This window comes from Hydrogenophaga sp. RAC07, from assembly GCF_001713375.1.
Classification (GTDB): domain Bacteria; phylum Pseudomonadota; class Gammaproteobacteria; order Burkholderiales; family Burkholderiaceae_C; genus Hydrogenophaga.
Genome location: NZ_CP016449.1, coordinates 3,161,582 through 3,186,722 on the forward strand (window position 1 = coordinate 3,161,582; position 25,141 = coordinate 3,186,722).

Genomic DNA, 25,141 nt, shown 5'->3' on the forward strand with positions numbered 1-25,141 from the left:
CCCCCCAATGGCGTCCGAAATGGGGCCATGCAACCAGCACAGTCCAGCAGCGACGCAGAAGAACAACTTCACAAGAACCAGCTGTTGCTGAAAATGGCGGGCCGGGCGGCGCGGCTGGGCGGGTGGAGCTTTGACGCCGGCTCCGAGGTGCTGACCTGGTCGGACGAAACCTGTGAGATCCACGGCCTCCCCGGCGGATACCAGCCGACACTGGCCGAAGGCATTGCCTGCTACGCGCCGGCCTACCGCGCCGCCATCGCAGCCCTGGTGAGCCGGTGCCTGGTCGATGGCACGCCGTTTGATCTCGAAGCCGAGATGGACACGGCGGACCAGCGGCGCATCTGGGTGCGCGCCATCGGTGAACCGGTGCGCGACGCCAGTGGATCGGTCACGGGCCTCCAGGGCGCCCTGCAGGACATCACGACACAGCGCGCCCACGAGATCGAACGCCATGCGCTGGCCACCAAGCTCAGCGCCACGCTGCACAACATGTCCGACGCCTTCTTCACGCTGGACCGCGAATGGCGCATCACCTTCGTCAATGAAGAGATGACACGCGCGGTGAACCGCAAGCGCGAGGACATGCTGCACCAACGCATGTGGGATGTCTTCCCCGGCACGGAAAACGGCCTGTTCCACCGAAGCTTCCAGCGCGCCGTGGACACCGGACGGGTGTCCAACGAAGTCGGGTTTTACAAGCCACTGGGCAAGTGGTTCGAGTTGCGCACGCACCCCACCGAGGACGGCGTGGCGGTGTACTTCCAGGACGTGACGCAAAAGCGCCAGGACGAGGAACAGCTGCGCCTGCTGCAGGCCTGTGTGGAGCGCATGAACGACATCATCGTGGTCACCGAAGCCGAGCCGGTGGACGGCTTGTGGCCCCGGGTGCTCTACGTGAACGAAGCCTTCGAGCGGCACACCGGCTACCAGCCGCACGAGATCATCGGCAAGACCCCGCGCCTGCTGCAGGGCCCGCGCACGCAGCGCGATGTGCTGGACCGCATCCGCACCCACCTGGAGCGCTGGGAGCCGGTGCGGGAAGAGGTGCTCAACTACACCAAGAACGGCGACGAGATCTGGCTGGAACTGGACATCGTTCCCATCACCGATGCCGAGGGCCGGTACACGCACTGGATTTCGATCGAACGCAACATCACCGAACGCAAGCGTGCGGCCGATGCGCTGCGCCAGAAGGAGAACCTGCTCAAGGTGGGAGGCCGCGTCGGCAAGATCGGCGGCTGGACCGCCCTGCCCACCACCAACGCGGTGGAGTGGTCCGACGAGATCTACGCCATGCTGGACTGGCCCCGCGCCTCGCCACCCACGCTGGGCGAGTTCCTCGCGGTCTTTTCTTCCGGTTCACGAGCGGCATTCAAGGGAGCGTTGAACACGTGTGCGACGCTCGGCACGGGCTTCGACCGCGAGTTCCAGATCACCACATGCGCCGGCGAGCTGAAATGGGTGCGCGCAGTCGCAGAGCCCGCGCTGACCGAAGCGGGCCACGTGAGCGGCGTACACGGCGCGCTGCAGGACACGACGGTGATGAAGCAGGTGGAAGAACGCCTGCGCGAACAGGCTGCGCTGCTGGACAAGGCGCAAGACGCCATCTGGGTGCTCAACCTGGACGGAACGGTGGCGTTCTGGAACCGCAGCGCCGAACGCATCTACGGCTGGACGGTGGAGGAGGTGCGCCACCGCGGCGCGCGCGAGCTGCTGTTCAACAACCCCAGCGTGTTCGACCGCTGCCAGCAGACGGTGATGGAACAGGGCGAATGGGTGGGCGAGATCGAGCACAAGACGCAGGACGGCAAGCACCTCCTGCTGGTGTCGCGCTGGACGCTGGTGCGGGACGAAGCGGGACAACCGCGCTCTATCCTGGCCATCAACACCGACATCACGCACCAGAAGCTGCTGGAACAGCAATTCCTGCGTGCGCAGCGCATGGAGAGCATCGGCACGCTGGCCGGCGGCATTGCGCACGACCTGAACAACGTGCTGGCGCCGATCATGATGTCGATCGAACTGCTCAAGGGCTCACTGCCCGACCCGGACGACCAGGCGGTGCTCAAGACCATCGCGGTGAGTGCCCGGCGCGGCGCCGACATGATCAAGCAGGTGCTCTCGTTCGCGCGGGGGGTCGAGGGCAAACGGCACGAGGTGCGCATCACCGACGTGTTGCGCGATCTCGACCAGATCCTGAGCGAGACCATCCCCAAGAACATCTCCATCGTCTCCAGTGTGGCGCCCGACCTCTGGCAGGTGCAGGCCGACCCGACCCAATTGCAGCAGGTGCTGATGAACCTGTGCGTGAATGCCCGGGACGCGATGCCGGGCGGCGGGCGCATCACCATCTCGGCAGACAACCTGGCGGTGGACGCGCACTACGCGGCCATGAACATCGAAGCCCGCGTGGGCGCCTACGTGAAGATCGAGGTGGAAGACAACGGCGCGGGCATCCCGCCCGACATCCAGGACCGCGTGTTCGACCCGTTCTTCACCACCAAGCCGGTGGGCGAAGGCACCGGCCTGGGGCTGGCCACCACCCTGGCCATCGTCAAGAGCCACGGCGGCTTTGTGCGCCTGTACAGCGAGGTCGACAAGGGCACACGCTTTCGCATCTACCTGCCCGCCGATCCCCAGGCCGAGGGCGCGCAGAGCAGCCCGGCGCCCAGCTCCGTGCCGCGGGGCAACGGCGAACTCATCATGGTGGTGGACGACGAGGCGGCCATCCGGGAGGTGACCCGCCAGACACTGGAGGCCTACGGTTACCGGGTGGTGGTGGCCGCCAACGGCGCCGAGGCCGTGGCACTGTATGCGCAGAACGTGCAGGGAATCGCGCTGGTGATGACCGACATGATGATGCCGGTGATGGACGGGCCGGCGACCGTGCGGGCGTTGCGGCAGATCAACCCCCTGGTCAAACTCATCGGAGCCAGCGGCATCTCGCAAAACGGTCAGGTGGCGCGGGCCACGGGCGCAGGCCTGCACCACTTTCTGCCCAAGCCCTACACCGCCGACGTGATGCTCCGGCTGATCGACACGGTCTTGAAGACTTGAGGCCTTTCAGGCCGGTGCCCAGAACACGCTGAACCAACCCTTCGGGTCGCTCCAGTGGCGCGCGGGGCCGAAGCCGGCGTCCTGCAGCACCGCTTCAAAGTCCTCGGGCTCCCACTTGTACGAACTCTCGGTGTGCAGGCGTTCGCCGGCGGCAAACACGCGCTGTCCGCCGGGCCAGCGCACGGTCTGCTCCGTGCCGGCTTCCAGGTGCATTTCAATTCGCGAGCGCGCCGTGTTGAACAACCCCACGTGCTGCCACGCGGCGGGTGCGAAGTCGGCCCCCAGCACACGGTTCACATTGAGCAGCAGGTTGCGGTTGAAGGCGGCCGTGACACCCAGCGCGTCGTCGTAGGCAGGCTCCAGCACGGCGCGCGGTTTGACACGATCCACACCGATCAACAGGCCGCCGCCCTCTCCGCCCGAGCGGCACACCGCGTGCGCCTGCCTGAGCAGAACCAGCGCCTCGGCGGGGTTGAAGTTGCCGATGCTGGAGCCGGGGTAGAAGACCACGCGCGGCGCCTGTGCGCCCGGTCCATCGGCCAGCCAGTCGGCCACCTCGGCGCCGAGCGCGAAGCGGCTTGAAAAATCCATGCCCAGGCCCAGCATGGCCAGCGAAGGATGCTGCTGCTGCAGCTGCTGCAAGGTGTCGCGCAAGTACTCCACCGAAATGTCGATGGCCACGTAGGCCGACGGCCGCAGCACCGGGAACAGGCGCGCGGCCTTGGCGCAGCTGCCCGCGCCCAGGTCGAGCAGGATCGATCCGCCGGGCACCACGCGGGCCATGTCGGCGCCATGCCGCTGGAAGATCGATGTTTCGGTGCGCGTGGGGTAGTACTCGGGCAGCTCAGTGATGGCGTCGAACAGGCGCGAGCCGAGTGCGTCGTACAAAAACTTGGGCGAAATGTTCGCGGGCGTGTGCAGCAGCCCGGCCACCAGCTCGGCACGCAAGGCAGCCTGGTCCTCGTGGTGCAACTGGATGAAGGGCGGTGCAGAGGTCTGAATGGTCATGGGCACTTTCTGGAAGGGTCTTTATAGCGGAGCTGTGTTTCACCGTCGGTGGGGTGGCCCACTTTCTTACAGGGTCTTGCAAAGCTGACTGGCACTGCCCCGGCGGCCCGCCGGGTTGAAGCATGTCGGGTCTAATACGCCCTCCCCAATCCCTCTTACCCGGATTCAACATGCTCACAAACACCCCCCGCACCCTGCGCGCACTCTTCACCTGCGCCGTGCTCGCCGTCTCTGCCGCTGCCCACGCACAAGCCGTGTTCCGCGTCACCACCATCCCCGAAGAAGCCGCCACCGAGCAGATCCGCAAGTTCACGCCGCTGGCCTCCTACCTCGAAAAGCAACTGGGCGTGAAGGTCGAGTTCACCCCGGTGAGCGACTACCCGGCCGCCGTGGAAGCGCTGGTCAACAAGAAGGTTGATCTGGTGTGGTTCGGCGGTTTCACCTTTGTGCAGGCCAACATCCGCTCGGGTGGCAAGGTCGTGCCGCTGGCGCAGCGCGAGGAAGACACCAAGTTCCAGTCGGTCTTCATTGCCAAGACCGATTCGGGCATCAAGACCCTGGCCGACATGAAGGGCAAGCAGGTCTCGTTCGGCTCGCAGAGCAGCACCTCGGGCCACCTGATGCCGCGCAGCTTCCTGCTGGCCGCCAACATCGAACCTGAAAAGGACTTCCGCCGCATCGCCTACAGCGGCGCACACGACGCCACCATCGCCTCGGTGGTGAGCGGCAAGGTCGACGCCGCCGCGCTCGACATCACGGTCTGGAAAAAATTCGTCGCCGAAAACAAGGTCGACACCAAGGCCGTCGACGTGTTCTTCACCACGCCCGGTTACTTCAACTACAACTGGTCGGTGCACGCCGACACCCCGGTGGCGATGCAGCAGAAGATCAAGGCTGCACTCATCGGCCTGTCGCCCGCCAACCCCGAGCACGCCGAGATCCTCAAGCTCAACCGCGCCACGCGCTACATCGAAACCAAGCCCGAGAACTACAAGGGCCTGGAAGCCGCTGCGCGCAGCGCCGGCCTGCTCTGATTCGCCAGGCGGTCGGTTGAACATCACCCTGCAAGGCGTCTTTGCACGCCACCCCGCAGCGCGCGCGGGTCACGCCCCTGCGCTGCGCTCGCTCGACCTGAAGATCGCCTCGGGCGAGCAGGTCGCGGTGATCGGGCCGTCGGGCGCCGGCAAGACCACGCTGCTGCAGGTCATGGCCTGCGCGCTGCCGCCCACCGGCGGCGAGTTCACACTCGACGGCCGCAACCCCTGGACGCTGCCACGCAGCGCACTGCAGCGCCAGCGCGGCCAGTTGTTTCTGGCCCCGCAGGTGCCGCCGCTGCCGCCGCGCCAGCGTGTGGTCACCTCGGTGCTCGCGGCCAGGCTGCCGGCCATGGGTTTGTTGGCCAGCCTGCGCTCGCTCTTCTACCCCCGGGACATTCCGGCGGCCTTTGACGCGCTGGACCACTTTGACCTGGCCGACAAACTCTTCGAGCGGGTCGACCGACTCTCCGGCGGTGAGCGCCAGCGCGTGGGCCTGGCGCGCGCGTTGCTCGCACCGGCCCGGCTCTGGCTGATCGACGAACCCTTGTCGGCGCTGGACCCCACGCGCTCGAAACAGGCCGTGGCCGCGCTGCAGGACGGCGCCCGCGAACGCGGTGTGACGCTGGTGGCCACGCTGCACCAGGTGGACGTGGCGCTGGCCCACTTCCCGCGCATCGTCGGGTTGAGGGACGGCCAGCTGGCCTTTGACCTGCCCGCCGCCGAGGTCACGCAGGAACGCCTTTCGCGCCTGTACGACCAGTTCGAACACGAGCTGCGCGGGGAGATGCCGGTGGTGGTGGCCGAGCCAACGGCCCCACCCCAGCCCGCGGTGATGCACTGCCGCTGAGCATGAGCGCCGTCGCCCCCTCTGTGCGCAGCGCCCCCGCGCGCGACCCCGCGTGGACCGGCCGCGTGTTCTGGCTCGGCCTGGGCGTGGTGCTGCTGTGGCCGCTGATGGTGGCCACCGAGTTCAAGCCCTGGATATTCCTGGAGCCCGACAACCTCAAGGTCAGCCGCCAGTTCATCGCCACTTTCTGGCCGCTGGTGGTCAACGCGGAGTTCATGGGCATGGTGGCGCGCGAGACCTGGCGCACCGTGGCCATGGCCACCGCCGGGGTCACGCTCGCGTTGGTGGTGGCGATCCCGCTGGCGCTGATGTCGGTGCGCCTGCTCTCGGTGTCGGCGCTCTCGGGCCGCATGGCGCGCGGGCCGTTCTGGTTCCGCCAACTCGTTCGCTGGTTGCTCATCGTGCTGCGCAGCGTGCCCGAGCTGGTGTGGGCGCTGGTGTTCGTGCGCGTGGTCGGCCTGGGCCCCACCGCCGGCGTGCTGGCGATCGCACTCACCTACGGCGGCATGCTGGGCAAGGTGTACGGCGAGATCCTGGAGAGCGGTGAGTCGCACGCCACCGAAACCCTGCTGCGCAACGGCAGTGGCCGCCTGCAGGCCTTCTTTTACGGCCTGCTGCCGACCAACGCGGCCGAGCTCACCAGCTACACCGTGTACCGCTGGGAATGCGCGATCCGCTCGTCGGTGGTGCTCGGTTTTGTGGGCGCCGGTGGCCTGGGCCAGCAGCTCGACAACTCCATGAAGATGTTCAACGGCGGTGAAGTGGCCACCATGCTGCTGGTGTTTGTGTTGCTGGTGGCACTGGCGGACCGGGTGAGTTCGTGGCTCAGGAAATCGCTGGGTTGACGCGATGAAAAAAGCCGTGGCCGCCAACCCACCCTACAAGCTGCCGCCGCGCCTGTTCGACGCGCGTTGCAAGGCCTGCTGGTTTGTCGCCGGTCTGTTCGTGCTGGTGGTTGCCAGCTTCGCTTCGCTCGATCTGCAGTGGGCGCAATTCCTCTCGCTGGACGCCGCGCGCAGCATGGGCCGCTTCGTGGCGGAGTTTTTCCCGCCCGATCTCTCGCCGGTGTTCGTGAAGAAGGTCGCCATCGGCACCTGGGAAACGCTGGCCATGTCGGCGCTGGGCACCGCGCTGGCCGCCGCGGCCGGCCTGGCGTTGGCGCTCCCCGCGAGCCGCCTGCACTCGGCCGACGCCGCGTGGGGTCGAACCCCCACCCGCTGGGTGCTCAACGCGCTGCGCAGCATTCCCGAGCTGGTGTGGGCAGCACTCCTGCTCATCTCGGCCGGTCTGGGTCCGTTCGCCGGCACGCTGGCGCTGGCTTTTCACACCACCGGCGTGCTGGGCCGCCTGTTCGCCGAAGCGATTGAAAACGCACCGCCCGGCCCCGGCGACGCGCTGCGCGTGCAAGGTGTGGGCAACGGCCGCGTGTTCCTCTACGCCACGCTGCCCCAGGTGTTGCCGCAGCTCATGAGCTACACGCTGTACCGCTGGGAAAACAACATCCGCGCCGCCGCCGTGCTCGGCGTGGTGGGCGCGGGCGGCCTGGGGCAGCTGCTGGCCTTTCACATGGGCCTGTTCCAGATGAACAAGACCGCCACCATCCTCGGCGCCATGCTGCTCATGGTGGCGGTGGTGGACGCGTCCAGCCATGGCGCGCGGCGGTTGCTCACGAGATGAGTGTCTTGGCGAGTCTCAGCCCGCTGAACTGCCAGCGCGCATCGGTCGGGAAAAAGTTGCGGTAGCTCGCGCGCAGGTGCGAGGCCGGCGTGGCGCACGAGCCGCCGCGCAGCACGGTCTGGTTGACCATGAACTTGCCGTTGTATTCGCCCACCGCGCCCTCGGCCACCTGGTAGCCCGGGTAGGGGCTGTAGCTGCTCGCCGTCCATTCCCACACGTCGCCAAACATCTGCAGCAATCCGCCGCCCGCGCGCGCGGGCATGGGGTGCAAGGCGCCCGCCTCCTGCAGGTTGCCCTGCACCGGCAACGAGGCCGCGGCGGCTTCCCATTCGGCTTCGGTGGGCAGGCGGGCACCGGCCTGGTCGGCGTGGGTGGCCGCGGTCCAGCGCGCAAACGCGTCGGCCTCGAAGTAGCTCACGTGCACCACCGGTGTGTGCGGGTCCAGCGGCACGGCGCCGTTCAGGGTGAACACGGTGGGCAAGGCCTGGGGATCCCGGGGGAGTGTCCAGTAGAGCGGTGCGCGAATGCCTTGCGTGCGCACCCAGTCCCAGCCGGCGGCGAGCCACCAGCGTGGGTCGGTGTAGCCGCCGTCGCGCACGAAGTCCAGCCACTCGCCGTGGGTCACCAGGCGGTTCATGAGCGCGTGTGGCTCCAGCCACTGGCGGTGGCGCGGGGACTCGTTGTCGAACGCAAAGCCCTCACCCGCGTGACCGATCTCGACCAGACCACCGTCGCGCTCGACCCAGCGCGTGGGCACGGGCGCCACCGACACCAACGGCCAGGCGCGCTGGTAGGCCGGGTTCAGCGGGTTGATGGAGAGCAGGTGTTTGATGTCGGTGAGCAGCAGTTCCTGGTGCTGCTGCTCATGGTGCAGGCCCATCGCGATCAGGCGCAGCGCATCCGCGCTGTCGGTGTGCGCGATCAGTTGTGTGATGCGTTCGTCCACCTGCTCGCGCCAGCGCCACACCTCGGCCAGATCGGGCCGCGTGACCAGCCCGCGCTGCGGCCGCGAAAACTGCTCGCCCACGCCGTTGTAGTAGCTGTTGTAGAGCACCCGAAAGGCGGGGTTGAAGGGCTTGAAGTCGGGTTCGAAAGGCTCCAGCACGAAGGTCTCGAAAAACCACGTCACGTGGGCGAGGTGCCATTTGGCCGGACTCGCGTCCGCCATCGACTGGGCCTGGCAGTCCTCGGGCGAGAGGGGTGCGGCGAGCGCACGCGTCTGGCCGCGCACCGCCTGGTAGCGCCGGGCCAGATGTGCGCGATCCGCATCGAGGCGAGAACCCGTGTCGGGCTGGGGGGAGTCGTGTCGCATGGGGGCCTTTCAGCGCCCGGGCAGCAGGCGCAGCAGCTGACCATCGCGGTCGTCGGTCAGCAGGTAGATGAAGCCGTCGGGGCCTTGGCGCACGTCGCGCACGCGCTGGTTGAGGTTGGGCAGCAGTTTTTCTTCGCGCACCACACGGTCGCCTTCGACGACCAGACGCGAAAGGTAACGGAACTTGAGCGATCCGGCCAGCAGGCTGCCCTTCCATGCCGCGCCATAACGGTCGCTGGTGACGAAGGCCAGGCCCGACGGTGCGATCGACGGGGTCCATTGGTGCAGCGGCTGTTCCAGCCCAGGCTTGCTGGTGATGCCCTCGCCGATGGCGCCGCCGCCGTAGTTCTCGCCATACGTGATCACGGGCCAGCCGTGGTTCTTGCCGGCCTGGGGTCGGTTGATTTCGTCACCGCCCTGCGGGCCGTGCTCCGAGGTCCAGAGGCGACCGTCGGGCGCGAGCGCCGCACCTTGCACGTTGCGGTGGCCGAAGCTCCAGATCTCGGGCAATGCGCCGGTGCGGCCCACAAAGGGGTTGTCCGGGTGGGCACCGCCGGTGGCTTTCACGCGCACCACCTTGCCGTGGTGGTTGTCCAGCGTCTGCGCGTCGTTCATGCGCGAGTAGCGGTCACCCAACGTGAGGAACAGGCTGCCGTCGGTGGCCTGCACGATGCGGCAGCCAAAGTGCGAGCGGCTGCTCACTTTCGGCGACTGGCTGAAGATCACCTTCACGTCATCGAGCCGCGTGGCGTCGGCAGACAGTCGGGCCGAGGCCATGGCGGTGGAATTGCCACCGCCTCGGGGCGCCGGCTCGGAGAAGCAGAAATACAGCGTGCGGTTGGTGGCGAAATCGCGGTCGGTGATCACGTCGAGCAGGCCGCCTTGGCCACCGGCTTCAATGGTTGGCAGCCCGGCCAGCGGTGCGCCCAGCCGGCCGTCTGCACCCACCACGCGCATGCGCCCGGGCCGCTCGGTCACGAGCATGCGGCCGTCGCCGATGAAGGCCACGCCCCAGGGGTTCTGCAGACCGCTGGCCACGACCTCGGTGGTCTGGGCGTGGGTCAGTGTTGACGTAAGGCCACCCAGGGCCAGAGCGATGGAAAGGGAGATCGGGCGTTTCATCAAGGGCATCTCAGTTGTCGTTTCACAGGGTCGACCCGGTTGGTGCACCTGTGGGCGCCAGGGTTCCCCCAGGCCGCTCAACCAAACGGCCGCACGCCGAAGAGGAAGGCGTGCGCCCACACCACGAACAGCACATACAGGCCCAGGCCCCCCACCACGGCGATGGCATCGTTGGCTTTGCTGCCCGGCAGCGCCGGGGCCGCGCGCGTCAAACCTTTGGCGGCACGTTTCTTCACCGAGATGCGGTCCGCCACCGCCCAGGCCAGGAAGCCCCCGAAGAGCAACACATCGGCCAGCGTGCCGTTGGCCAGCAGGTGGGCCAGCGCCCACAGCTTCACCGCGAGCAGCATGGGGTGTTTGGCCGCGCGCTGGATGCGCCCGGGCAGGTACGCGGCAAGCAGCAACACGAACACCGGCAGCATCAGCAACGCGGCGAGATGGCGAAAGCCATTGGGCAAGGTGTAGAGCACCACCGGCGCTTCACGCGCCGCGCCGTAGCCCACGACGATGAGCGCGAATCCCGCCAGCGACACCAGGGAATACAGGCCCTTCCACGGCCCTTCGCCCATCTGCTTCGCCAGGCGGTTGCGCCCGTCGGGCGACACGATGGACACCGAGTGGATGCCCAGGAACAGGACCAGCCCCAGAATCAGCAACAGCATGAGGGCACTCCTTGCGCGGTCGGTGGTGGACTATCCGGCCATCCGCACGCATGGCGGCACTGTAGCCCCGATGGCGCCCGCCCGCACCCGGCGGGGTCAAGCGGTCGCGGGGTGCGTGCGCGCCGTGGTGGTCACGAGCCAGATGCCGCCGCAGACCAGCAGCAAAGCCACGGCGTTGCGCCACGCCAGGATCGCTTCGCCCAGGAACAGCGCGGAGAGCAAGGCGCCGAACACCGGAATCAAAAAGTTGAACACCGACACCATGCCCACGCGGTTGTGCTTGAGCAGCGCAGCCCACAGCGCAAACGCCACGGCCGAGAGGATGGCCATGTAGAGCAGCAGCGACGCGGCCGCCACGCCCATGCCTCGCTGCTCACCGCCCAGGGCATGGCCCAGCAACGTCAGCACCAGGCCACCCATGGCGAGCTGGTACCCGGTCATGACCATGGCGTCGATCTGCTGCGACAGGCGCTTGCCCAGAATGCTGGCCGCCGAGAGCACGAAGGCGGCGATCACGATGAAGCCGTCGCCCAGCAGCGTGAACTGCGCGTCCAGCTCGTTCGCGCCGCGCAGGTTCACCGCCATCACACCGGCAAAACCCACCAGGCAACCGATGGTCTTGCGCCGGTTGAGGCGGTCGTTGGTGTAGATGAAGTGGGCCAGCAGCACGCTGAAAAAGGTGCCGGTGGCGTTGAAGATTGACGCCCTCACGCCGGTGGTGTGGGCCAGGCCGACGTAAAAAAACACGTACTGCAGCGCCGTCTGCGCCAGGCCCAAGAGACCCACGCGGCCCAGGTCGGCACGCGAGAGCGCGAGCACCGGTCGGCCCATGGCGCGCGCCATGCCCAGCAGCAACACACCCGCCAGCACAAATCGGAAACCGGCAAACACCAGCTGCGAGGCGGTGTCGTCGCGGCCAATGGCGAGCAACGCGTAGCCGCTCTTGATGGCCGGGTAAGCGCTGCCCCAGAGCAGGCAACACAGCGTGGCCAGGAGGACCACGTTGCGCGGGCGGGTGAAGAAGGCGGCGCTGCTGCTGCCGGTCAGCACGGCCGACCCTGGCGCGCGAGCAGCCAGCCCGGCGCGTCTTGCAGGCTCACCGGGCGCAGGAATCGATCCAGTGCCGCGTCACCGACCGAGGTGGTCATGGGCGCGGTGGACGCGGGCCAGGGACCGCCGTGCTGCTGCGCGGCCGTGACGGCCACTCCCGTGGGCACGCTGGCAAACAGCACACGACCCGCAATGGCCATGGCGCCGCGCACCAGCGCGCGGGTGTCGTCCGACTCGGTGTCCGCACCCCAGAGGGTCACGGTGAGGCTGCCACCCACAGCGGCCAGCACCGCCAGCGCCTCGGCGTTTGATGCCGCGCGCACGATCAGGCTGGACGGACCGAACACCTCGTCGTGCAGCGCGCTCTGTTGCAGGAACTGCGCGCCGCTCACTTGCAAGAGTTGCGGACCGGGCGCCTGCGCGCTGCCGGGTTGCTGCACCAGGGCTTGCGCGCCGTGTTCGAGGAAGCGCGCCACGCCCGCGTCGAACGCGCGGCGCATGCCGCTGGTGAGCATGGCGTGGGGCGTCTGGGCCGCGAGCGCGGTGGCGAGTTGCGCCACAAAAGCATCGGCCTCGGACCCGTCGATCAGCACGATCAAACCGGGGTTGGTGCAGAACTGGCCGCAGCCCTGCACGATGGAGCCGGCCAACAGGGTGGCGAGCTCACCGCCCCTGGCTTGCAGCGCGGCGGGCAAGGCCACCACCGGATTGATGGAACCCAGCTCGCCGTAAAACGGGATCGGGCGCGCGCGGGCGTTGGCCTCGGCCTGCAGCGCCGCACCACCGCGCGTGGAGCCGGTGAAGGCCCCGGCGGCGATCAGCGGGTGGCGCACCAGCGCCACACCCACCTCCACACCGGCTCCCTGCACCATGCTCACCAGCCCGACGGGCAGGTCTTGCGCCTGCAACACGGTCTGTATGAGACCGAACACGCGCAGCGACAGCAGCGGGTGGCCCGGGTGCGCCTTCACCACCACCGGGCAGCCCGCGGCCAGGGCCGACGCGGTGTCGCCACCGAGCACCGAAAACGCGAAGGGAAAGTTGCTCGCGGCGAACATGGCCACCGGGCCCAGCGGCACGCGCTGCAACACCATGGCCGGGTGGCCAACGGGCGGCGCGCCGGCCACGGCCGGATCGTCCAGCCGTTCGAACGGCACACCGCGTGTGGCGATGGCGGCGAAGCGGCGCAACTGGAATGCGGTGCGGTCGAGTTCGCCGTTCAGGCGCGCAGTGCCCAGGGCCGTTTCGGTGTCGGCCAGCGCCACCAGGGCCTCGCGGTCGGCTTCGAGTGCAGCGGCCAGCGCCTCCAGCAAGGCGGCGCGCTGCGCACCGGTGCTGCTGCCCCAGGTGTCGAACGCAGCCGCAGCGGCCAGCACGGCCGCATCGATGGATTCAGGGGTGGAAGCGCGCAGGGGTTCGCCGTGCGCGGCGCCGGAGCGCGCGTCAAAGGATTGCAGGTCGTTCATGTGGGGGAGTCGGGCTGTGCGCGGCGCAGACGCTCGCGGCTGTTGGAGAGATGGGTGCGCATGGCCGTGCGTGCGGTGTCAGCGTCGCGCTGACGAATGGCGTTGTAGATGTTCTGGTGCTCGGTGTGCACGCGCCGCAGGTAGGCCAGCCGGCCTTCGGGCGCGCTGCTGGCGGTGTTGATCCGGGTGCGCGGAATGATCATGGTGCCCAGGTAGGTCATGAGGTCGGCGAAGTGTCGGTTGCCCGTGGCGCGCGCCACCTCCATGTGGAACTGGAAGTCCGACGGCACGGCGTCGGACGACTCGGCGATCGACGCTTCAAAGGCCGCGAGTGCGCTGGCCATGTTGTGCAGGTGGCTGTCGTCGCGGCGCTGCGCGGCCAGGCTCGCGGCCTCGCTCTCCAGGCTGATGCGCAGTTCCAGCAGCGAGATCACGTCGGCCACGGTGGCGAAGTCTTCGGGCGCAATGCGGAAGTTGCTCTGCTCCTGCGGCGCCATCACAAAGGTGCCGATGCCGTGGCGCGTTTCCACCAGGCCCGAGGCCTGCAGGCGCGAGATGGCCTCGCGCACCACCGTGCGGCTGACCTCGAAACGGCCCATCAGCTCGGACTCGGTGGGCAGCTTGTCGCCGGTCTGCAACCGGCCTTCGCGCATGTCGGCGGCGAGCGTGTCGACGATCTCGGGCACCAGGCCACGGGGTCGGCGCGGGCGTGTCAGCACGGCCTCGACCGGGCCCGATTCGGCACCTAGGGTTTTCACGGAGAGCATCGTTTTTTCCTTGACACCCCACCTCGGGGTTCACACAATTCGCCCAGTTGTCTGACAACCGACAACAGACAACACAAGATGTGCGGACTGTAGCAAAGCACTTGCGATATGTCCAAGCGCTTCGACAAATGCTTCCGAAATCTTCAGCCGAGACCGCACGAGTTCCATGGAAAACACCTTGAAAACCCACCACCGCCTGTTGCTGACCGGCGCCGCCGGCGGCCTGGGCACCGCACTGCGCGAACGCCTCAAGGGCAACTGCGAGGTGCTGCGCCTGTCCGACAAAGCGGGTCTGGGCGATGCCAAGGCCGGCGAAGAGATCGTGCTGGCCGACCTGTCCAACGCGGCCGAGGTCGACGCCATGGTCGCCGGCTGCAACGCCATCGTGCACATGGGCGGCATCTCGGTGGAGGCACCGTTCGCGTCCATCCTGCAGGCCAACATCGTCGGCGCTTACAACCTCTATGAAGCGGCGCGCCAGCACGGCGTGAAGCGCGTGGTGTTCGCCAGCTCCAACCACGTGACCGGTTTCTACAAACAAAGCGAAACCATCCACGCCGAACACCCCGCGCGGCCGGATGGGTTCTACGGCCTGAGCAAGGCCTTCGGCGAAGACCTTGCCCGCCTCTACTTCGATCGCCACGGCATCGAGACCGCGTGCGTGCGCATCGGCTCCTCGTTCCCCGAACCCAAAGACCGCCGCATGCTCGCCACGTGGCTGAGCTTTGACGACCTGCATCGCCTCATCACCGCCTGCCTGAGCACCCCGGTGCTGGGCCACAGCATCGTGTTCGGCATGTCCAACAACGCCGTGACCTGGTGGGACAACAGCCGCGCGCGCCACGTGGGCTTCGTCGCCAAGGACAGCTCCGACGTGTTCCGTGAAGCCGTCTTCGCCCGCACCAGCGCGCCCGACCTCAACGACCCGGTTGCCATCTACCAGGGTGGTGGCTTCGTGAAGGCCGGTCCGTTTTGATCGCCATGAGCGAACAAGCCGAACTGCTGTTCGACGCACGCAACGGCGTGGGCGAAAGCCCCGTCTGGGACGCGCAGCGCCAGTGCCTGTTCTGGGTCGACATCCCGGGTCGCGCGCTGTGGTGCTGGAACGCCGGCACCGGCCAGGCGCGCCAGTGGCCCACACCCGAAATGCCCGGCTGCATCGCGCTGGCTGCGGGCAGCGAAGCCACGGCGCACGGCCGCTGGGTCGCCGCCATGGAAACCGGCGTGGCGCTGCTCACGCCCCACGCCGACGGCACCCTCACGTGGGCGACCATCACCTCCGTGCAGCACCCACAGGGCGGCATGCGCTTCAACGACGGCCGCTGCGACCGCCAGGGCCGGCTGCGCGCCGGCACCATGGTGATGGACATGTCGCTGGCCTCGGCCGCCGGCAGCGTGTACGCGCTGGAAGGCTCGCGGGCTCGCGCCTTGCACGGCTGCCTCATCACCCCCAACGGCATGGCTTTCAGCCCCGATGGCAAGACCATGTACCTCTCGGACTCGCACCCGAACGTGCAGACCGTGTGGGCCTTCGACTACGACGTGGACAGCGGCACACCGAGCCGTCAACGCGTGTTCATCGACATGAAGCCGCTGCCCGGTCGGCCCGACGGCGCTGCGATGGACGAAGACGGAGGCTACTGGATCTGCGGCAACGACGCCGGCCTGGTGCACCGCTTCACACCCGACGGCCGGCTGGACCGATCGCTCGCTGTACCGGTTAAAAAACCGGCCATGTGCGCCTTCGGCGGCAGCGGCTTCGACACCTTGTTCGTCACCTCCATCCGGCCCGGCGGCGATCTGTCCGACCAGCCGCTGGCCGGTGGCGTTTTTGCACTGCGTCCAGGCGTGAGGGGCCTGGACGAGCCGCGCTGCGTGGTCTGAGACATCGCGGCATTTTTTCACCTCGTCACATCAACCCAACGGAGACAACATGAAAACCCAACGCCGACTGATCCTGAGCCTGGCCATGGCCAGCCTGATGCCCTTGAGCGCCTATGCGCAAAACATCGTGCTCAAGGCCCACGACACCCACCCCGCCGGCTACCCCACCGTGGCCGCCGTGGAGAGCATGGGCAAAAAGCTGGATGCCGCCACCAACGGCCGCATCAAGGTGCAGATGTTCGCTGGCGCCGTGCTCGGCCAGGAAAAAGAAGCCGTGGAACAAACCCAGCTCGGCGCCATCCAGCTCGCCCGCATCTCGCTGGGTGTGATCGGCCCCGTGGTGCCCGAGGTGGACGTGTTCAACATGCCCTTCGTGTTCCGCGACATCACGCACATGCGCAAGGTGATCGACGGCGCCGTGGGTGACGAACTGCTGGCCAAGGTCACGGCCAGCCCGGCACGCCTGGTCGGCCTGGGCTGGATGGACGGCGGCTCGCGCAGCCTCTACACCAAGAAGCCGGTGCGCAGCCCGGCCGACCTCAAGGGCCAGAAGATTCGCATGATGGGCAACCCCGTGTTCGTGGACACCATGAACGCCATGGGCGGCAACGGCATCTCCATGGCCTACGGCGAGGTGTTCACCTCGCTGCAGACCGGCGTGATCGACGGTGCGGAAAACAACCCACCCAGCATGTTCACCAGCAACCACTTCACCACCGGTGCCAAGTACTACAGCCAGACCAACCACCTGATCATTCCCGAGATCCTGGTGATGTCCAAGGTGACCTGGGACAAGCTGACCCCGGCCGACCAGGCGCTGGTGAAGAAACTGGCGCGTGAAGCCCAGATGGAACAGCGCGCGCTGTGGGACAAGAGCGTGACCGAGTACTCGGCCAAGCTCAAGGCAGCCGGTGTGGAGTTCATCGAACTCGACAACAAGCCCTTCTTTGACGCCACCGCCCCTGTGCGTGCCAAGTACGGCGCGCGCAACGCGGACCTGATGCAGCGCATCGGCGCCGTTCAGTAAGCGTTACCCCCCCTGCGCCGCTTGGCGGCTTCCCCCCGGTGGGGGGACGCGCCCTGTGGACCGGCACAGCCGGATCCACGGGCGCCCTGGGTGGGGCACGTGCACCGCCTGCGCTTCTTCGCTCCCTTTCTGATTCACCTCCTTCACCACCATGGCTGAAACGATCCACCGCGCGCTCGACGCCGTCTACCTGGCCTGCATCTGGGTGGCCGGAGCCTGCGTCTTTCTGATGTCGATATTCATTCCCTGGGGCATCTTCGCGCGCTACGTGCTGGGCACCGGGTCGCAGTGGCCCGAGCCGATCTCGATCCTGCTCATGGTGATCTTCACCTTCCTGGGTGCTGCGGCGGCCTACCGCGCCGGTGCCCACATCGCGGTGGTCATGCTCACCGAGCGCATGTCGGCCGGCGTGCGCGGCGTCATGGCCTTCGCGGTCAACCTGCTGATGGTGGGCGTGAGCGCCTTCATGGTGTTCTACGGCATCAAGCTGTGCATGGGCACCTGGGGCCAGTCCATCCCCGAACTGCCCTGGTTGCCCGTGGGCCTGACCTATGTGCCGGTGCCGCTGGGTGGCTTCGTCACCCTGCTCTTTGTGCTCGAGTTCCTGGTCTACGGAGACCAGAGCCAGCGCACCGTGGTCCAGTTCGACCTCATTTCCGACTCTGAAGAAAAGGCCGCCTGATGGACGCGCTCATCCTGCTCGGCAGCTTCTTTGTGCTGATGATCATCGGCACACCTGTGGCCTATGCGCTCGGCATCGCGGCGCTCATCGGCGCGTGGTGGATCGACATCCCGCTGGACGCGGTGATGATCGCCATCAGCAGCGGCGTCAACAAGTTCTCGCTGCTCGCCATTCCCTTCTTTGTGTTGGCCGGCGCCATCATGGCCGAGGGCGGCATGGCACGCCGGCTGGTCGCGTTTGCCAACGTGCTGGTGGGCTTCATCCGCGGCGGCCTCTCGCTGGTCAACATCCTGGCCTCCACCTTCTTCGGCGCGATCTCCGGCTCGTCCATGGCCGACACGGCCTCGGTCGGTGCGGTGTTGATTCCCGAGATGGAGAAGAAGGGCTACCCGCGCGAGTTCGCCACGGCTGTCACCGTCAGTGGCTCGGTGCAGGCCATCCTGATTCCGCCCAGCCACAACGCGGTGATCTATTCGCTCGCGGCCGGCGGCTCGGTGTCGATTGCCGCGTTGTTCCTGGCCGGTGTGTTGCCGGGGTTGATGCTCGGCATGACGCTGGCCACCATGTGCCTGGTGATCGCCAGGCGCAAGAACTACCCCAAGGGCGACGTGATCCCGCTGCGCCAGGCGCTGAAGATCTGCGCCGATGCGCTGTGGGGCCTGATGACCATGGTGATCATCCTGGGCGGCATCCTCACCGGCGTGTTCACCGCCACCGAATCGGCCTCCATCGCCGTGCTCTGGGCCTTCGGCGTGACCATGTTTGTCTACCGCGACTACAAGTGGCACGAGCTGCCCAAGCTGGTGCACCGCACGGTGAAGACGCTGGCGATCGTCATGATCCTGATCGCGTTCGCCGCGAGCTTCGGCTACATCATGACGCTGATGCAGATCCCGCTGAAGATCACGACGATGTTCACCACGCTGTCGGACAACCGCTACGTGATCCTGATGATGATCAACGTGCTGCTGCTGGCCCTGGGCACGCTGATGGACATGGCGCCGCTGATCCTGATCCTCACGCCCATCCTGCTGCCGGTGGTCACTTCGCTGGGCGTGGACCCGGTGCACTTCGGGATGATCATGATGGTCAACCTCGGCATGGGGCTGATCACACCGCCCGTGGGCGGGGTGCTGTTCGTGGGCAGTGCGATCGCCAAACTGCCGATGGAGACCGTGGTCAAGGCCCTGCTGCCCTTCTACGTGGCGCTGTTCGCCGTGCTCATGGCCGTGACCTACCTGCCCGCCATCTCGCTGTGGCTGCCGCAGACCGTGCTCGCGCGCTGAGCCCCTCCGATCCTTTTCGTCGCCTTCCATGACATCCCACGCCATCCGACACGTCCGTGTCACGCCGATCGCTTTCCGCGATCCACCGCTGCTCAACGCCGCCGGCATCCACGAGCCTTGGGCCCTGCGCTCGATCATCGAGATCGAAACCGACTCGGGCCTGGTCGGCATCAACGAGAGCTACGGCGACCTGCCCATGCTCGAAGCCATGGCCAAGGCCGCGCCGGCGCTCACCGGTCTCTCGCCCTGGGCGCTGAACGACATGGAAACGCGCGTGGCCGCCCTGGTCACGCCGAAGCAGACGGCCTCCGAGTTCCTCGGCACCCAGGTCTCGCTGGCACCAGGCACCCACGTGTCCAAGACGGTGGCCAAGGTGATCAGCGCCTTTGAAGTCGCCATGATGGATTTGCAGGGCCAGCTGGCCAATGCGCCGGTGGTGGACCTGCTCGGTGGCGCGGCGCGCGCGAGCGTACCCTTCAGCGCCTACCTGTTCTACAAGTACGCCGAACACATCGAGAAGCCCTACGCAGCCGACCCCTGGGGCGAAGCCATCACGCCCGAACAGCTGGTGGCGCAGGCGCGCCGCATGATCGGCCAGTACGGCTTCAAGAGCATCAAGCTCAAGGCCGGCGCGCTGCCGCCCGGGCAAGAGGTGGCGGGCCTGCTGGCGCTGGCCAGGGCCTTCCCCGGCGCGCCGCTGCGCATCGACCCCAACGGCAACTGGACCGTGCCCACCAGCCTGAAGGTGGTGGAGCAGTTGCGCGGCGTGCTGGAGTACTACGAGGACCCGGCCCCCGGCCTGGACGGCATGGCCGCTGTGGCCCAGGCCTGCGAGGTGCCGCTGGCCACCAACATGGTGGTCACCGACCTCAAGGAATTCCGCCGCAACGCCGAGATGGGTTGCCCGGTGAAGATCGTGCTGAGCGACCACCATTACTGGGGCGGTCTGCGCGCCACGCAGCGGCTCTCGCTGATGTGCGAGACCTTCGGCCTGGGCCTGTCGATGCATTCGAATTCGCACCTGGGCATCAGCCTCACGGCCATGACGCACCTGGCCGCTTCGGTGCCGCACCTCTCTTACGCATGCGACACGCACTACCCCTGGCAGGACGACGAGGTGGTGCAAGGCGGGCGGCTGCGGTTCGATGCCGGCAGCCTGCGGGTGCCCACCACGCCCGGCCTGGGTGTGCAGATCGACCGGGAGGCGCTGGCCCGCCTGCACGACAACTACCTGCACTGCGGGATCCGCAACCGCAACGACCTCGCGCAGATGCAGAAGTACGACCCCTCGTTCACCGGCGCGCAGCCGCGCTTCTGAGCGCTGCAGCAGCGCGCCTCTTTTTCTCCACACCTCCAGGAAATGTCCATGTCCTTGAACCGCCGGCAGCTGATCGCTGCCTCTGCCGCCATCGCCGCCGTGGGACTGCCGGCCCACGCGCAGAGCTTTCCCAACAAGCCCATCCGTCTCATCGTTCCCTACCCACCGGGCGGCTCGTCCGACATCATCGCGCGCGCCATCAGCCAGCTGCTCTCGGAGAGCATGGGCCAGCCCGTGGTGGTGGAAAACCGGGCGGGTGCCAACGGCAACATCGGCGCCGACCTGGTGGCCAAGTCCGCACCCGACGGCCACACGATGCTGCTGTGCGATGTGGGCGCACTCGCCATCAGCCCTTCGGTCTACACCAAGCTGGCCTTCAACCCCAGCAAAGACTTGCGCGGCGTGACCATGCTCGCGTACTCGCCGCACATGCTCGCGGTACACCCCTCGGTGAAGGCCAACAACCTCAAGGAACTGGTCGAGTTGTCCAAGACCTCCGACCTGAACTTTGCGGTGACCGCGGTGGGTAGCGCGCCGCACGTGGCCGGCGTGGCGGTGCAGCGCGCCACCGGCGCCAAGTGGATCTACGTGCCCTACAAGGGCGGCTCACAAGCCGTGACCGACACCGTGGCAGGGCAGACGCAGGTGATCATGAACGGCATGCTGGCCACGCTGCCACACGTGCAGAGCGGGCGCCTCAAGGTGCTGGGCATCTCCAAGAAAACACGCATGCCGCTGGTGGGCAACGTCCCCACACTGGCCGAACAAGGCGTCACCGGGTTCGAGTCCGGCACCTGGCAGGGGGTGCTGGTGGCCAACGGCACGCCGCCAGCCATCATCGCGCGCCTGAACACCGAACTCATCAAGATCATCCGCAGCCCCGACGTGCGCGCCCGCCTGACCGGCCAGGGCGCCGAGGTGATCACGATGCAGCCCACCGAGCAAGACACCTTCTTTGAGCGCGAGCGCAAGCGCTGGGGCGAGGTGGTGGCCGAAGCCAACATCAAGCTCGACTGATTTCTCATCCGCCGATTTTTCAAGCAGAGGACGTTTCCGTGAACCCCCAGGATCTCAAGACCATCGTCAGCAGCGGACTGCTGTCGTTCCCCATCACCGATTTCGACGGCCACGGCGACTTCAACGCCAAGGGCTACGCTGAGCGGCTGGAGTGGCTGGCACCGTATGGCGCCAGTGCCCTGTTCGCCGCGGGCGGCACGGGCGAGTACTTCTCGCTCTCGGGCGCCGAGTACGGCCAGATCATCAAGACCGCGGTGGACACCTGCCGCGGCAAGGTGCCCATCATTGCCGGCGCCGGTGGTCCCACCCGCACCGCCATCGCGCACGCGCAGGAAGCCGAACGCATGGGCGCACACGGCGTGTTGCTGCTGCCGCACTACCTGACCGAAGCCGGCCAGGAAGGCCTGATCGCGCATGTGGAGCAGGTGTGCAAGAGCGTGAAATTCGGCGTGATTGTCTACAACCGCAACGTCTGCAAGCTCACGCCCGAATCGCTCGCCATCCTGGCCGACCGCTGCCCCAACCTCATCGGTTTCAAGGACGGTGTGGGCGACATCGAAATGATGATGTCGATCTACCTCAAGATGGGTGAGCGCTTCTCATACCTGGGCGGCCTGCCCACGGCCGAGGTGTACGCGGCGGCCTACAAGGCACTGGGCACGCCGGTGTATTCGTCGGCGGTGTTCAACTTCATCCCGAAGACCGCGATGCAGTTCTACGAAGCCGTGCGCACCGACGATCACGCCACGCAGCACCGGTTGCTCAAGGACTTCTTCATGCCCTACCTCGACATCCGCAACAAGGGCCAGGGCTACGCGGTGAGCATCGTGAAGGCGGGTGCCCAGCTCGTGGGCCACGGCGCCGGCCGGGTGCGCGCACCGTTGACCGACCTCAAGCCCGCCGAGATGGAAGCACTTGGTCGTTTGATCACAGCGCTCGGCCCACAATAAGGCGCATGACGCCCACGCCCACACCGTTCCCCCACCTGCTCGACCCCGCCCGCTTCCAGGGCGAGGTGGACGGCCGGCCCACCGCCCTCTTCTTTCTGCGCAACGCACGCGGCATGGTCGTGGCCATCACCAACCTCGGCGCCAAGGTGCTGCAGATCGTGGTGCCCGACCGGCAGGGCGTGCTGGACGACGTGGCGCTGGGCTACGACAGCCTGGACGCCGTGCTCGGCGGCTCACCGTCGATGGGCGCGTTTGTGGGCCGCTATGCCGGGCGCATTGGCGGCGCGCACTTCACGCAGGACGGGCGCGAACACCGGCTCACGCCGAACTCGGGCGCCCACTGCATCCACGGCGGGCCCCGCGGCGCGCGCCACCGCGCGTTTGACGCGGTGCAGCCCGACGCGCAAACCCTGGAGCTGCGCCACCGCTTTCTGACCGCCGAAGACGACTTCCCCGGCACGCTGGACCTGCAGCTCACCTACCGGCTGAGCGACGACAACGCGCTGGTGATCGAACACCTGGCCACCGCGCTGGACGAGCCCGGTCCGGCCAGCTTCACCAGCCACATCTACTTCAACCTCGACGGCGTGAGCGAAGGCGCCAACATCAACGGCCATGTGCTGCAGGTGCCAGACGCCAACGACGTGCTGGCCACCGGGGTGGACGGCATCGCCACCGGCGGTCGTGTGTCGCTGAACGGCCATGTGCACGATCTGCGCAGCGCCACCACGCTGGGCACCGTGCCCGACATCGACTTGAGTTATCCGCTGGGCACCGACAGCCGCAGCGAAGCGCGCCTGTGCGCACAACTGCGCAGCGAAGCCAGCGGTCGCACGCTCGATGTGTGGACCACCGAGCCTTTGCTGCAGGTGTACACCGCGGGCCAGCTGGGGGTGGCGGAGAAGCCCGATGCGGGCAAACAGGGTGTGCGGCACCGGCCGCGCTGCGCCGTGTGCCTGGAGCCGCAGTGGTTTCCCAACGCGCCCAACTGCCCCGCGCTGCCGCAGAACCTGGTGGCACCGGGACGGCCTTACCGGGGAACCACGGTGTACCGCTTCGGCGTGACCTGATTCCTGGCGGGATCCACCCGCCCGGTCAGAGGATGAAAGGCTCTTCCCGCTTGTTGCACTCGGGCGGCTCGCCGTAGCCGGCGGACCGCACCACCTGGTCTTGCGCAATCTCCACCTGGAACCATTGGCAGAACGGGTTTTCGTAGCGGTAACTCCACACCACCCCGCGCGAACGGGCCAGCCCCCGCACCTCACCGGGGCGCCCCAGCCGCTGGCGCACCTCGTCCTGGGTCATGCCGGGGTTGATCTGCAGGAAGTTCGCCTCGTTGAGCACCTGCTCGGAGCGGGTCACGCGCCCGGCACCGTCGAGGTACACAAAGTACGTGTGGCGGCCATACGGCCCGCGCGGAAACTCCAGCCGGGTGCCGCCGTCCACCTGGCGCTGCGTCTCCGGCGGCCCCATGCGGGCAACCACCTCGTCCCGGGTGGCGCCGGTGAGCTGGGCGGGCGGCGCGTAACCGCTGCACGCCGACAACACCGCCGCAGCGGTGAGCAAGGACAACACGATGCGCATGGTTCGATCTCCTGTGTTCAATGGGTGGCATTTGGAGGACGCGTTCGCCACCAAGTTCAAGACCGGCTGTAGGCCAGGCCCGAGGCCACACCGCCAAACAGGTCACCCTCGACCATGGCCACACCCGGAAACTCGGCCTGCAGGGCGCGCTGGAACGGCCGCAGCGCGGACGAGCCGCCGGTGAGGTAGATCGCGTCCAGCGTGCTGTCGGTGAGGCCGGCGCGTTGCACGCATTCGCGCGCGCAGGCCACGGTGCGCGCGAGCAGGTTGCCCAGTTGGTCGCGCATGGCGTCGGCGTGCATGTCGGCGCCCAGGCCGCGCTCCACTTCCGACAAATCCACCTGCGTGGCGCCGTCTTCGTTGGAGCAGCGGATCTTGGCCTGCTCCACTTCGTGGGCGATGCGGTGGCCGTCGCGGTGCTTGAGCACCTTCATCAGGCGCTCATGCAGCGCCACGTTGCTGTAGTTCACGCGCAGCTGCTGCGCCTGGCTGAGCGCGCGCGGCTGGTAGAGCCACTGGATCAGGTGCCAGGTGGAGAGGTCAAAAAACACGCGGCTGGGCACCTCGCGCTGCTGCGGGCCGAGGTGCTTGTAGCCCAGCAGGGGCATGACCTGTTCCAGGCTGAGCTTGTGGTCGAAGTCGGTGCCGCCGATGTGCACCCCCGTGGTGGCCAGCACATCGCCCGCGCGGTTGGCGAGCTTCATGCGCTGCGGGCCCAGGCGCACCACGGTGAAGTCGGACGTGCCGCCACCCAGGTCGACCACCAGCACCACGCTCTCGCGGTCCAGCCGGCGCTCGTAGTCCAGCGCGGCGGCAATCGGCTCCAGCTGGAACGACACCTGGCGAAAACCCACGGCCTGCGCGGCCTGCAGCAAGGAGTCTTGTGCGAGCGCGTCGCGCTCCAGGTCGTCGTCCACAAAATGCACCGGACGGCCCATCACCACCTTGGTGGGCGCCACGCCCAGCGTTTGCGCCGCGCGCTCGCGCAGCGCGGCCAGAAAGGTGGCCACGATCTCCTGAAAACTGATCTGCTGGTGGTTGACCACCGTGGTCTCCAGCAGCAGCGGGCTGCCCAGCAGGCTCTTGAGCGAGCGCATCAAGCGGCCTTCGGTGCCGGCGAGGTATTGCGCCACCGCGTCGCGGCCAAAGTGGGTGGTGCTGTCTTCGGAGTTGTAGAACACCGCCGTGGGCATGGAAACCGCTGCGCCCTCCAGCGGAATCAGGTGTGCCGTGCCGCGCACATCGGCCCAGGCCATGGCCGAATTGGAAGTGCCGAAATCAATGCCGAGCGTGCCGTGGAGCGGAGGAGTCATGGGGAGCAGAAGGGAGTTGGCCCCCGAGGCACGAGCGGGAGCGCCGGTCCATGGGGAGCGCGGATTCTGCCACCC

The 25,141-nt window shown here is 67.4% G+C and carries 23 protein-coding genes; 14 read left to right on the forward strand and 9 right to left on the reverse strand.

Translation table 11 applies throughout. The features are described from left to right. The first annotated feature begins 27 nt into the window (after positions 1–27). Complete coding sequence (locus BSY239_RS14800; protein WP_069047460.1) at positions 28–3,057, forward strand: PAS domain-containing hybrid sensor histidine kinase/response regulator; 3,030 nt, start codon at positions 28–30, stop codon at positions 3,055–3,057. Between the two features lie 6 nt (positions 3,058–3,063). Here BSY239_RS14800 and egtD read toward each other — a convergent pair whose 3' ends face one another. After that, positions 3,064–4,065 carry an L-histidine N(alpha)-methyltransferase gene (gene egtD / locus BSY239_RS14805; protein WP_069047461.1) on the reverse strand — a complete coding sequence of 334 codons (1,002 nt, stop codon included), beginning with the start codon at positions 4,063–4,065 and terminating at the stop codon, positions 3,064–3,066. Between the two features lie 170 nt (positions 4,066–4,235). Between egtD and BSY239_RS14810 the strand changes: the two genes are divergently transcribed. The 4 genes from BSY239_RS14810 to phnE are packed head-to-tail and all read left to right on the forward strand — an operon-like array spanning position 4,236 to position 7,626. Further along, positions 4,236–5,099: a putative selenate ABC transporter substrate-binding protein gene (locus BSY239_RS14810; protein WP_069047462.1), complete on the forward strand. Its 864-nt coding sequence runs from the start codon at positions 4,236–4,238 to the stop codon at positions 5,097–5,099. A gap of 16 nt (positions 5,100–5,115) precedes the next feature. Further along, positions 5,116–5,949, forward strand: a complete 834-nt coding sequence (locus BSY239_RS14815; RefSeq protein ID WP_069047463.1) for a phosphonate ABC transporter ATP-binding protein — start codon at positions 5,116–5,118, stop codon at positions 5,947–5,949. Between the two features lie 2 nt (positions 5,950–5,951). Continuing rightward, positions 5,952–6,794: a PhnE/PtxC family ABC transporter permease gene (locus tag BSY239_RS14820; RefSeq protein ID WP_069047464.1), complete on the forward strand. Its 843-nt coding sequence runs from the start codon at positions 5,952–5,954 to the stop codon at positions 6,792–6,794. 4 nt (positions 6,795–6,798) lie between these two features. After that, positions 6,799–7,626, forward strand: a complete 828-nt coding sequence (phnE, locus tag BSY239_RS14825) for a phosphonate ABC transporter, permease protein PhnE (protein ID WP_069047465.1) — start codon at positions 6,799–6,801, stop codon at positions 7,624–7,626. On the opposite strand, the gene egtB is transcribed toward phnE, so the two are convergent. The 6 genes from egtB to BSY239_RS14855 all read right to left on the reverse strand — a co-directional run bounded on the left by egtB (position 7,616) and on the right by BSY239_RS14855 (position 14,005). Further along, on the reverse strand, positions 7,616–8,938 hold the full coding sequence (gene egtB, locus BSY239_RS14830) for an ergothioneine biosynthesis protein EgtB (RefSeq protein WP_069047466.1): 1,323 nt from the start codon (positions 8,936–8,938) through the stop codon (positions 7,616–7,618). The genes phnE and egtB overlap by 11 nt on opposite strands. 9 nt (positions 8,939–8,947) lie before the next feature. After that, positions 8,948–10,069 carry a PQQ-dependent sugar dehydrogenase gene (locus BSY239_RS14835; protein ID WP_069047467.1) on the reverse strand — a complete coding sequence of 374 codons (1,122 nt, stop codon included), beginning with the start codon at positions 10,067–10,069 and terminating at the stop codon, positions 8,948–8,950. 68 nt (positions 10,070–10,137) lie between these two features. Further along, the gene (locus BSY239_RS14840; RefSeq protein WP_069047468.1) at positions 10,138–10,722 is read right to left on the reverse strand and encodes an NnrU family protein; all 585 of its coding nucleotides are present in this window, start codon (positions 10,720–10,722) and stop codon (positions 10,138–10,140) included. A gap of 96 nt (positions 10,723–10,818) precedes the next feature. Beyond that, positions 10,819–11,772 carry a DMT family transporter gene (locus BSY239_RS14845; RefSeq protein WP_069047469.1) on the reverse strand — a complete coding sequence of 318 codons (954 nt, stop codon included), beginning with the start codon at positions 11,770–11,772 and terminating at the stop codon, positions 10,819–10,821. Then, positions 11,766–13,238, reverse strand: a complete 1,473-nt coding sequence (locus tag BSY239_RS14850) for an aldehyde dehydrogenase (NADP(+)) (RefSeq protein WP_069047470.1) — start codon at positions 13,236–13,238, stop codon at positions 11,766–11,768. The genes BSY239_RS14845 and BSY239_RS14850 overlap by 7 nt, the downstream gene beginning before the upstream one ends. Continuing rightward, entirely contained in the window at positions 13,235–14,005 is a 771-nt protein-coding gene (locus BSY239_RS14855; RefSeq protein ID WP_069047471.1) for a FadR/GntR family transcriptional regulator, read from the reverse strand. Before BSY239_RS14855 ends, BSY239_RS14850 begins: the two co-directional genes overlap by 4 nt. 166 nt (positions 14,006–14,171) lie before the next feature. Between BSY239_RS14855 and BSY239_RS14860 the strand changes: the two genes are divergently transcribed. From BSY239_RS14860 to BSY239_RS14900, 9 genes are all read left to right on the forward strand, one after another. After that, on the forward strand, positions 14,172–14,981 hold the full coding sequence (locus BSY239_RS14860; RefSeq protein WP_069047472.1) for an NAD-dependent epimerase/dehydratase family protein: 810 nt from the start codon (positions 14,172–14,174) through the stop codon (positions 14,979–14,981). Positions 14,982–14,986: 5 nt separating this feature from the next. Continuing rightward, a complete protein-coding gene (locus BSY239_RS14865; RefSeq protein WP_069047473.1) occupies positions 14,987–15,889 on the forward strand; it encodes an SMP-30/gluconolactonase/LRE family protein in 903 nt (300 codons plus the stop codon). A gap of 49 nt (positions 15,890–15,938) precedes the next feature. Continuing rightward, complete coding sequence (locus BSY239_RS14870; RefSeq protein WP_069047474.1) at positions 15,939–16,916, forward strand: TRAP transporter substrate-binding protein; 978 nt, start codon at positions 15,939–15,941, stop codon at positions 16,914–16,916. 151 nt (positions 16,917–17,067) lie between these two features. Next, entirely contained in the window at positions 17,068–17,598 is a 531-nt protein-coding gene (locus tag BSY239_RS14875; RefSeq protein WP_069047475.1) for a TRAP transporter small permease, read from the forward strand. Next, positions 17,598–18,884 carry a TRAP transporter large permease gene (locus tag BSY239_RS14880; RefSeq protein ID WP_069047476.1) on the forward strand — a complete coding sequence of 429 codons (1,287 nt, stop codon included), beginning with the start codon at positions 17,598–17,600 and terminating at the stop codon, positions 18,882–18,884. The genes BSY239_RS14875 and BSY239_RS14880 overlap by 1 nt, the downstream gene beginning before the upstream one ends. Before the next feature lie 28 nt (positions 18,885–18,912). Continuing rightward, on the forward strand, positions 18,913–20,202 hold the full coding sequence (locus tag BSY239_RS14885) for a glucarate dehydratase family protein (protein WP_069047477.1): 1,290 nt from the start codon (positions 18,913–18,915) through the stop codon (positions 20,200–20,202). Positions 20,203–20,250: 48 nt separating this feature from the next. After that, positions 20,251–21,219, forward strand: coding sequence for a Bug family tripartite tricarboxylate transporter substrate binding protein (locus tag BSY239_RS14890; protein ID WP_069047478.1), 969 nt, complete (start codon positions 20,251–20,253; stop codon positions 21,217–21,219). Between the two features lie 38 nt (positions 21,220–21,257). Continuing rightward, the gene (gene kdgD, locus BSY239_RS14895; protein ID WP_069047479.1) at positions 21,258–22,169 is read left to right on the forward strand and encodes a 5-dehydro-4-deoxyglucarate dehydratase; all 912 of its coding nucleotides are present in this window, start codon (positions 21,258–21,260) and stop codon (positions 22,167–22,169) included. 5 nt (positions 22,170–22,174) lie between these two features. Further along, complete coding sequence (locus BSY239_RS14900) at positions 22,175–23,239, forward strand: aldose epimerase family protein (RefSeq protein WP_069047480.1); 1,065 nt, start codon at positions 22,175–22,177, stop codon at positions 23,237–23,239. Between the two features lie 25 nt (positions 23,240–23,264). Here the strand turns inward: BSY239_RS14900 and BSY239_RS14905 are convergent, their stop codons facing one another. After that, positions 23,265–23,753, reverse strand: a complete 489-nt coding sequence (locus BSY239_RS14905) for a hypothetical protein (RefSeq protein ID WP_069047481.1) — start codon at positions 23,751–23,753, stop codon at positions 23,265–23,267. A gap of 56 nt (positions 23,754–23,809) precedes the next feature. After that, positions 23,810–25,066: an Hsp70 family protein gene (locus tag BSY239_RS14910; protein WP_069047482.1), complete on the reverse strand. Its 1,257-nt coding sequence runs from the start codon at positions 25,064–25,066 to the stop codon at positions 23,810–23,812. Positions 25,067–25,141 lie beyond the last annotated feature (75 nt).